The organism is Neisseria sp. P0001.S005 (assembly GCF_051963715.1).
Genome location: NZ_JBQCTZ010000145.1, coordinates 1 through 8,825 on the forward strand (window position 1 = coordinate 1; position 8,825 = coordinate 8,825).

Annotated in this window: 10 protein-coding genes; all 10 read left to right on the top strand. The window is 47.6% G+C overall.

Annotation, left to right across the window (positions count from 1 at the left end):
* Positions 1–25 precede the first annotated feature (25 nt).
* Entirely contained in the window at positions 26–550 is a 525-nt protein-coding gene (locus ACTHSP_RS14670; protein ID WP_070825891.1) for a phosphoribosyltransferase, read from the top strand.
* 121 nt (positions 551–671) lie between these two features.
* Complete coding sequence (gene plsX / locus ACTHSP_RS14675) at positions 672–1,742, top strand: phosphate acyltransferase PlsX (RefSeq protein ID WP_314511152.1); 1,071 nt, start codon at positions 672–674, stop codon at positions 1,740–1,742.
* Positions 1,743–1,894: 152 nt separating this feature from the next.
* Positions 1,895–2,857 (top strand): beta-ketoacyl-ACP synthase III, encoded by a 963-nt coding sequence (locus ACTHSP_RS14680; protein WP_049336364.1) that lies wholly within the window; start codon positions 1,895–1,897, stop codon positions 2,855–2,857.
* A 114-nt stretch (positions 2,858–2,971) separates the two neighbouring features.
* The gene (locus tag ACTHSP_RS14685) at positions 2,972–3,256 is read left to right on the top strand and encodes a DUF1294 domain-containing protein (RefSeq protein WP_440346339.1); all 285 of its coding nucleotides are present in this window, start codon (positions 2,972–2,974) and stop codon (positions 3,254–3,256) included.
* Between the two features lie 9 nt (positions 3,257–3,265).
* A complete protein-coding gene (gene fabD, locus ACTHSP_RS14690) occupies positions 3,266–4,192 on the top strand; it encodes an ACP S-malonyltransferase (RefSeq protein WP_314511155.1) in 927 nt (308 codons plus the stop codon).
* Positions 4,193–4,265: 73 nt separating this feature from the next.
* Positions 4,266–5,267, top strand: coding sequence for a hypothetical protein (locus tag ACTHSP_RS14695; RefSeq protein WP_063069061.1), 1,002 nt, complete (start codon positions 4,266–4,268; stop codon positions 5,265–5,267).
* A gap of 55 nt (positions 5,268–5,322) precedes the next feature.
* Positions 5,323–6,393: a hypothetical protein gene (locus ACTHSP_RS14700; protein ID WP_049336417.1), complete on the top strand. Its 1,071-nt coding sequence runs from the start codon at positions 5,323–5,325 to the stop codon at positions 6,391–6,393.
* Positions 6,386–7,423 (top strand): glycosyltransferase family 8 protein, encoded by a 1,038-nt coding sequence (locus ACTHSP_RS14705; protein WP_049336358.1) that lies wholly within the window; start codon positions 6,386–6,388, stop codon positions 7,421–7,423. The genes ACTHSP_RS14700 and ACTHSP_RS14705 overlap by 8 nt, the downstream gene beginning before the upstream one ends.
* Positions 7,424–7,467: 44 nt before the next feature.
* Positions 7,468–8,214, top strand: a complete 747-nt coding sequence (gene fabG / locus ACTHSP_RS14710; RefSeq protein ID WP_049336356.1) for a 3-oxoacyl-ACP reductase FabG — start codon at positions 7,468–7,470, stop codon at positions 8,212–8,214.
* 264 nt (positions 8,215–8,478) lie between these two features.
* The coding region (locus ACTHSP_RS14715; protein ID WP_440346340.1) for a cation:proton antiporter at positions 8,479–8,825 on the top strand (347 nt) is incomplete at its 3' end.

The following is an 8,825-nucleotide window of genomic DNA, read 5'->3' on the forward strand; positions in this document are numbered from 1 at the left end:
GTATTTTCCTCTTCGGAAGCACACCATGAAACGTAAAATCTGGTACACCTACGACGACATCCACCGCGTAATCAAAGGATTGGCGGAAAAAATCCAAAACTCCGGCACAAAATACGATGCCATGATTGCCATTGGCGGCGGCGGTTTTATCCCTGCCCGCATGTTGCGCTGCTTCTTGGAAATCCCGATTTACGCCGTAACCACAGCCTACTACGACAACGATCACGAAGGTCAGGTGACCGAGGAAGTGAAAAAAGTCCAATGGCTTGATCCCGTTCCCGATGTACTGAAAGGCAAAAACGTACTGGTTGTTGACGAAGTGGACGACAGCCGCGTTACCATGGAGTTCTGCCTGAACGAATTGTTGAAAGAAGATTTCGGCACTGTCGGCGTGGCAGTATTGCATGAAAAAATCAAAGCCAAAGTCGGTAAAATTCCTGAAGGTGTCCCTTATTTCAGCGGCATTACCGTTGAAGACTGGTGGATCAACTATCCTTGGGACGCGCTGGATATCGACGAACACAACAAATTGGCCGCGCAAAACCAATAAGTCTGGCACGACGTCGCAACAAGCCTTTTCATCTGATTTTCAATTCAATCTCCTGAAAATCAGATGAGTGTGCTTGTCCGATTGTCTGAGGCCGTCTGAAACACACAAACCGGAGAACAACATGATTACACTGGCCGTAGATGCCATGGGCGGAGATGCAGGCCTTGAGATTACCGTCCCCGGTGCAGTGGATTTCCTGAAACAACAATCCGACGTACATCTGATTATGGTCGGAGATGAAGCAGCAGTCCGCCAAGCATTAAGCTCAGCAGGCGCTCCTATGGACCATATTACCGTCTGCCATGCAGCGCAAGTCGTCGAAATGGATGAAGCGCCGCAATCTGCGCTGAAAAATAAAAAAGAATCCTCCATGCGCATCGCCATCAACCAAGTCAAAGAAGGCAATGCGCAAGCCGCCGTATCGGCAGGCAATACCGGCGCACTGATGGCGACCGCCCGATTCGTCCTCAAAACCATTCCCGGCATTGAGCGTCCTGCCATCGCCAAATTCCTACCATCCGACAGCGAACACGTTACTTTGGCTTTGGATTTGGGTGCCAACGTTGACTGTACGCCCGAACAACTGGTTCAATTTGCCATCATCGGCAGCGAGCTGGTACACGCATTGCACCCTGAAAAAGGCAGCCCGCGCGTCGCCCTTTTGAACGTCGGCACAGAAGACATCAAGGGTACGGATGCCGTCAAACAAACCTTTAAACTGTTGAGCAGCAGCAAACTCAACTTCATCGGCAATATCGAAAGCAACAGCGTTTTGTATGGCGAAGCCGATGTCGTTGTCGCAGACGGTTTTGTCGGCAACGTTATGCTTAAAACCATAGAAGGCGCAGTTAAATTCATGAGCAGCGCCATCCGCCGTGAATTCCAAAGCACCCTGTTCAACAAACTTGCCGCCATTGCAGCCCTGCCCGCGCTCAAAGGTTTGAAAGGCAAACTCGATCCGCGCAAATTTAACGGAGCAATCCTGCTTGGTTTACGCGGTATTGTGATTAAGAGCCACGGCGGAACCGACGAAATCGGCTTCCGTTATGCTTTGGAAGAAGCCTACCACGAAGCCAAATCCGCCGGCCTCGCTAAAATCGAACAAGGCGTAGCCACCCAGTTGGCTGCTTTGGAAGCCGCCAAAGCAGCAGCCGAACTGGAAGAAACCGCTGCTCAAACAACGGAAGCTTAAGGCTGATATACACAGGCCGTCTGAAACTCCAAAATGTTCAGACGGCCTGTTTTTATCTTTAATCACCGACTTCATTCTTAATATTGGGAATTTTCCCATTTTCGCTTACAATACCCGACTATCTGAATCAACTCTCTAAAAAGGCCGTTCTCATGCAATATGCCAAAATTTCCGGTACAGGCAGCTACCTTCCTGCCAACCGCGTCAGCAATGACGACCTTGCCAAAAAAGTGGACACTTCCGACGAGTGGATTACCACGCGTACAGGTATCAAATTTCGCCATATTGCAGACGACAGCGAAAAAACCAGCGATTTGGCCGCCGAGTCAGCGCGCCGCGCCTTGGCAGATGCCGGTTTGCAGGCTGACGATATCGACCTGATTATCGTCGCCACAGCTACCCCCGATATGCAGTTCCCTTCTACGGCAACCATCGTGCAGCAAAAATTGGGCATTGCCAACGGCTGCCCTGCCTTTGACGTACAAGCCGTGTGCGCCGGTTTTATGTATGCCCTGACCACTGCCAATGCCTACATCAAAAGCGGCATGGCGAAAAACGCTTTGGTTATCGGCGCTGAAACCTTCAGCCGCATCGTCGATTGGAACGACCGCACCACCTGCGTCCTCTTTGGTGACGGTGCGGGCGCGGTTGTCTTAAGTGCATCTGACGAACCGGGCATTATCCATAGCAAACTCAAAGCCGACGGCAACTACCTCAACCTTTTGAACGTCCCGGGACAAATTGCCAACGGCCAGATTTGCGGTTCGCCCTACATCAGCATGGACGGCCCCGGCGTATTCAAGTTTGCCGTCAAAATGCTGTCCAAAATCGCAGATGACGTTATCGAAGAAGCCGGTTATACCACCAATCAAATCGATTGGCTTGTGCCGCACCAAGCCAATAAGCGCATTATCGACTCTACCGCCAAACACTTGGGCTTGAGCATGGACAAAGTGATCCTGACCGTCCAAGACCACGGCAACACGTCCGCTGCCTCCATTCCGCTGGCACTGGATGTCGGTATTAAAAACGGCCAAATCAAACGCGGACAAAACCTCTTGCTCGAAGGCATCGGCGGCGGTTTTGCCTGGGGTGCGGTTTTGGTGAAATACTAACGGTTGGGCCGTCTGAACACCCCTTTCAGACGGCCTATTCTGCTCAAACCCATGAAATCCCTAACGTTTGCACTCTGCATCAGCAGCCTGTTTTTAAGCATAACGGCTGTAATATTGCCCAAACTGGCAATCGCCTATCTCGCACTGAGTGCATACGTTTTCCTGCTTTACTACCAAGACAAACAGCGCGCACGCAACCACGGCAGACGCATACCCGAAGCAAAATTGCATCTGCTCAACCTGCTTGGTGGCTGGACGGGCGGTTATTGCGGCAGCCTCGCATTCAGGCACAAAACCAGCAAACCCGGATTTGTCCGCACCTTCCGGCTGACCGCCGCAACCAATACTGTCGCCACCCTCCTTCTGCTGGCGGACACCCTCAAACATTCAAACCAATAAGGAATTACCATGTCTTTCGCATTCTTCTTTCCCGGACAAGGCTCACAAAGCCTAGGCATGATGAACGGCTTTGCCGAGCAAGCCATCGTTAAAGCCACATTTGACGAAGCTTCCGCCGTATTGGGTCAAGACCTGTGGGAAATGATTAACGGCGAAGATGCCGAATTAATCGGACAAACCGTCAACACCCAGCCCATCATGCTGGCTGCCGGTATTGCCACCTACCGCGCCTACTTGGAAGCCGGCGGTAAAATCCCTTCCGTTGTTGCAGGCCACAGCCTCGGCGAATACACCGCCCTCGTCGCCGCCGGCGCATTGGATTTTGCAGACGCAGTCAAACTCGTCCGCCTGCGCGCCGAACTCATGCAATCTGCCGTACCGCAAGGCGTAGGCGCAATGGCCGCTATTTTGGGGTTGGAAGACGAACAAGTGAAAACCATTTGTACCGAAGCTGCACAAGGCGAAGTCGTTGAAGCCGTCAACTTCAACTCCCCCGGCCAAGTCGTGATTGCCGGCAATACCGCCGCAGTCGAACGCGCCATGGCTGCCGCCAAAGAAGCCGGAGCCAAACGCGCCCTTCCGCTGCCTGTTTCCGTTCCCTCACATTGCAGCCTCATGAAGCCTGCGGCGGAAAAACTTGCCGAAGCATTGAAAGACATCACCATCAAACAACCGCAAATCCGCGTCATTCATAACGCCGATGTTGCCTCTTACGATGATGCCGACAAAATTAAAGATGCCCTGGTACGCCAACTGTACAGCCCGGTGCGCTGGACAGAAACCGTCAACGCACTTGTTTCCGAAGGCATCACCGAATCCGCCGAATGCGGCCCCGGCAAAGTCCTCGCAGGCCTCGCCAAACGCATCAATAAAGAAGCCGCGTGCAGTGCATTGACCAATTCCGACCAAGTGGCTGCATTTATCGAAGCCCACTAAAACGTTTTCAGACGGCCTTATCCTGTCAGGCAAGGCCGTCTGAAAAATCAGCCCACTCCAATCCGAATACATTATGAAAAAAACCATTATTCTTGCCGTTCCCTACATGTACGGACTGGATCAATGTATCGAAAAAAATCTGCGTTTTCTTGGTTTTGATGTCATTAACCTGTGCTATGACGACCGAGATTCCTATTATCCGAACTTGGGCAGCAGACTCAAAAATCTCTACCACAAACACATCACCAAAGACGGCAACTATAAAAAATACCTCAAATACAGCCGCCACCTCGACGACATTCAACAAAAACTGGCCTTGTTAAATGGTAAAAAAGCCGATTATGCGCTCTGTATCCGTGCCAATATTTACCCCAAAGAAATCATCGCCACCATCCGCGAACACAGCAATGTTTGTGTGAATTATCAATGGGATGGCGTAGGTCGTTTTCCAGATATTATTGAATATTTGGATTATTTTGACCAATGCTGGGTTTTCGATCCCGACGATATTCAAAAATATCCACAATGCCGTTTCAAAGCCACCACCAATTTTTACTTTGACTTTCCCGTGGCAGAATATGCACCTACCAACAAACTCTACTTTTTAGGCGGCTACGAACTTAGACGCGAAGAACAAACCAAACGCTTTATCCAAGAAACCGAACGCCTCAACCTACCCTTGGATTTTCATATCTACTGTAAAGACGATAGGGCTGAAAAAGCCTTCGGACACAACGGCATCCGCTATCTTGACCGCAGCAGCATCCTCAGCTTTGAAGAAAACCTCAGCCAAGTACAAAGTTGCGGTGCGGTTGTCGATTTTGCACAATTCGAACATTACGGCTTATCATTCCGTATCTTCGATGCGTTGCGTTTCGATAAAAAACTGATCACCACCAACAAACATATCTTGGAGACCGACCTATACCACCCGGACCGTGTGTTCGTATGGGACGGCGGTAATTTAGACGCATTGCCTGAATTCTTGGCGCGCCCGTATCAGCAACCTGACCCTGAAATCAAAGCCTATTATTCGTTTACACAATGGCTAAACCGCCTGCTCGGCATTGATTAACCCTATTGCCTACGGCAGATACTTCTGCCTGACAAAATATTACATCGAATACATTATGAGTAAGAAAAAAGTCATTCTCGCCATGCCGGAACTCTTCAAAATCCACGAACTCATTATTGAGAACTTGGAGAAATGCGGATTTGAAGTGCTGTCCCTGACCTATGAAGAAAAAGAGTTCAAATACAAAAATGTATTTCAACGGCTGAAAAAAATCTGGTATCGAAATATTCTTGGACAAAAAGACTTCAAAAAACGGACCATGTTCCGCGCCGTAGAAGAACGCCTCAATACCCTGTTAAGCGAACATCCCGAACAAGCGGATTATTGCTTCATGATTTGGCTAGGCGCCTACCCGAAAGACTTCATCGCCAAGCTCAGAGCGCATTCAAAATTGATGGTGTACTACAACTGGGAAGCCCTGACCTTCTTAAAAGAAGACTTCGACAACATCGAATTTTTCGACAAATTTTACTTTTTCGATCCGTTTGACCAAGGCAAACACCCCGAATACGCCGAAAAACTCTTTCCAACCACCAGCTTCTACTTTGACAGCTTCAGGCCGTCTGAAAACCCGCAAAACAAAATCTTGTTTATCGGCTCGTACGCTGCCGACCGCAACAATGACATCCGTGCATTTTGCGAAGCTGCACGTTCAATCGGTTTAGAAATAGATTTCCGCTTGGCCAGTAAGAAAATTGAAGAAGAAAAAGCGGCTTTGGGCATTCCCGAGGTCGAGTTCTTCTCATTTGAAAACGCCCTCTCCTATCGTCAAAACTTAGAAGAAGCGGCCAAATCCTCCGTATTGGTAGATTTCCTCAACCGCAAGCACTACGGCCTCTCTTTGCGGATTTTCGAAGCGATTGGTTTGGACAAAAAACTGATTACGACCAATCCGACCATCGTACATTACGATTTTTATCACCCGAACAATATGTTCTACTGGAATGGAAGCAACCTTGACGAACTCAAAGCCTTCCTGACCTTGCCGTATGTACCGCTTGCCCCCGGCCTGAAGCACAAATACAGCTTCAGCAACTGGATCAGCTGCGCATTTGATATTGAACCGAATATCCCTATCGGATTGCCTGAAATCGATAGAGACGTTGTGGAGAATTTAAATGTTTGATAGAGAAAAATTAGTATTAGAAACTGCTCATATCCGCAAACGAGAATTCATTGAACAGCCGAGACATATTGTTTATGCAGCCGATCAAAACTATATCAAACACATCGGCACTGCGTTACTTTCTGTGCTGCAAAACAATACCAATCCAATACATTTTCATTTGTTAGTTAGTGGTTCAGAAGGTTATGATTTTAATATTTTCGATCAAATTGAAACATCAAATCAAAACTACGCAATAAGCGTTTACCATTTAAATACAGAATACTTTTCTACCCTGCAGACTACCCATTATTTTACTATCGCTATGTATTACCGTATGAGTATCCCTTGCTTATTAAAAGGTATTGCTCATACTGCGCTTTATTTAGATACTGATGTACTGTGCTTGGGCAACATTGATGATTTATTTGAAATCGACATTTCAAATTCTTTGATTGCTGCCGTACCTGATGCAATCTTATACAGAGCATATATAAAACAACTCAATCAATTTGGTTTTACAGATACTGAGCCTTATTTCAACTCTGGGGTCATTCTATTCAATATTGACAAATGGAATGATATGGCAATAGATAAAATTTTGTCTGAAAAAATGCAAGCCGTAGAAAAACAGAATTTTAAACTCTCCTGTCCAGACCAAGATATTTTGAATTTAGCCTGTATAGGTCATGTACACTGGCTTTCAGAAAACTTTAACTGGATACATTGGCATCAAAAATACAGTGAATTAATCGACAATCCCAACAATATCCGCTTAGTCCATTTTGTTGGTCATATCAAACCGTGGCATCAATTAGGCTTCCACCCTGCATATGATCAATATTTTAAGAATTCCCCATGGAATAACGGATATCTAGAACAACCTCTATCAACTTGGTTGCCCTTTCCAAATCCTAAAAGGAAATTTAGACAAGCAGCCAAACGGCTTTGGAAACAAGGACAAAAAAAGCAAGCATGGGCATACTACAGAGAATATTTATTACGAAGAATCAACAAACGACGGTATCAAGCACCCTCCCCAGGTAAATAAGGCCGTCTGAAACCATTTTTCCAATCGCAATTAAGGAATAAAACATGAGTACACAAGATTTAAGCGGCAAAATCGCTTTGGTAACCGGCGCATCGCGCGGTATTGGTGCGGCAATTGCCGATACTTTGGCTGCGGCCGGTGCAAAAGTTATCGGCACTGCCACTAGTGAGAGTGGCGCGGTTGCAATCGGCGAACGCTTGGCACAATGGGGTGGCGAAGGCCGTGCATTAAATTCTGCCGAACCTGAAACCATCGAAAATCTAATTGCCGACATCGAAAAAGAATTCGGCAAACTGGATATTCTGGTCAACAACGCCGGCATTACCCGCGACAACCTCCTAATGCGCATGAAAGAGGAAGAGTGGGACGACATCATGCAGGTCAACCTCAAATCTGTCTTCCGCGCCTCTAAAGCCGTATTGCGCGGCATGATGAAACAGCGTGCCGGCCGCATCATCAACATCACATCCGTTGTCGGCGTGATGGGCAATGCCGGCCAAACCAACTATGCAGCCGCAAAAGCAGGCTTAATCGGCTTCTCCAAATCTATGGCGCGTGAAGTCGGCAGCCGTGGCATTACCGTCAACTGCGTTGCCCCCGGCTTTATCGACACCGATATGACCCGCGCCCTACCGGAAGAAACCCGCAAAACCTTTGAAGCGCAAACTTCTTTGGGCAAATTCGGTGAAGCACAAGATATTGCCGATGCAGTCTTGTTCTTGGCTTCTGATCAGGCAAAATACATTACCGGTCAGACACTTCATGTCAACGGCGGCATGTTGATGCCTTAAACCATTTATTTAAAGGCCGTCTGAATATTTCAGACGGCCTTTTTTGTCAATCAAAACACTACTTTACATTCTATCTTGATATAATCTTAATAATCCGTTAGATAACGCTCGAAACAGTAAGTCCAAATAAGCATGATACGGGAAATCAAATCGCAGAAATGAAGTTCATTCTGTGCGTTTTTATTTGGGTTTGCTGTCGGTTTTCGACGTGTTTCAGACGGCCTATATAACAATAGCTACTCTTAACGAAAGGCCGCCCACTCTATGCACGAATTCTCCCTCGGACCCATTGTCATTGTCTTGTTGGTTTCCGTCATTACAGTTATCTGCTGTCGCAAGTTCAACATTCCTTCCATGCTCGGTTATCTTTTGGTCGGTTTTATTGCCGGTCCGGGTATGTTCAAACTGATTCCGCAAAGCCATGCCACCGACTATTTGGGCGAAATAGGCATTGTATTCTTGATGTTCAGCATCGGTCTCGAATTCTCCCTGCCCAAACTCAAAGCCATGCGCCGTCTCGTATTCGGCTTGGGCGGTTTGCAAGTCATCATTACCATGCTCTCGATTATGGGCATTTTGATGGCAATGGGCACGCCGTTTAACTGGGCGTT